Here is a 554-nt window from a genome sequence, read left to right on the forward strand (position 1 = left end):
AGCAAGTTTGATTTCTTTAGTGTATTTAGTCATGAAAATAACCCCCGAAATTAGTGTCCTAATTTCGGGGGTCATATCAGGCAGTCATTTGGCTGCTTCTTTTTTTACTTTCAACCCGTAAAAAAGTTGAAAAAACAAAAAAATTCAAAAAACTTTTTATGCATTTAACCTAGAAAAGGTATAAAATCCGAACGATTTTTCCGAAAAAGCAATTTTTCCAAAAGTGCGCGAGGATTTTGAAAAACAAAAAAGGAAAAAACTTTACAACACCTCCTGGCGTTTGGCAGAAAAGACAATTAAAAGGCAAAAGTTGACGAAAAAGAAAAAACAAGGTAAAGTATTAAATGTCTTCAAGGCAAGCAAGAAGCGCTTTCGTAAAGAAAGGCAATTGAAGGCAAAAAGAAAATATCAGAAAGCTGTTGACAAGGATCAAACAAGCGAGTAAGATATAAAACGTTGCGTCACTAAGACGCAGTTGGTACTTTGAAAACTGAACAAAGTTTCGCAGTGTGCGGGTCAAACAATGTTTGATCCAAACAAATAAGCGAAGTCAA

At 34.7% G+C, this 554-nt stretch carries 1 protein-coding gene; it reads left to right on the forward strand.

All coding sequences use genetic code 11. The features are described from left to right. Positions 1 to 223: 223 nt before the first annotated feature. Complete coding sequence (locus FD23_RS08805) at positions 224 to 445, forward strand: hypothetical protein (protein ID WP_057717961.1); 222 nt, start codon at positions 224 to 226, stop codon at positions 443 to 445. Positions 446 to 554 lie beyond the last annotated feature (109 nt).

Source organism: Lactobacillus delbrueckii subsp. delbrueckii DSM 20074 = JCM 1012 (assembly GCF_001433875.1).
Lineage (GTDB): Bacteria > Bacillota > Bacilli > Lactobacillales > Lactobacillaceae > Lactobacillus > Lactobacillus delbrueckii.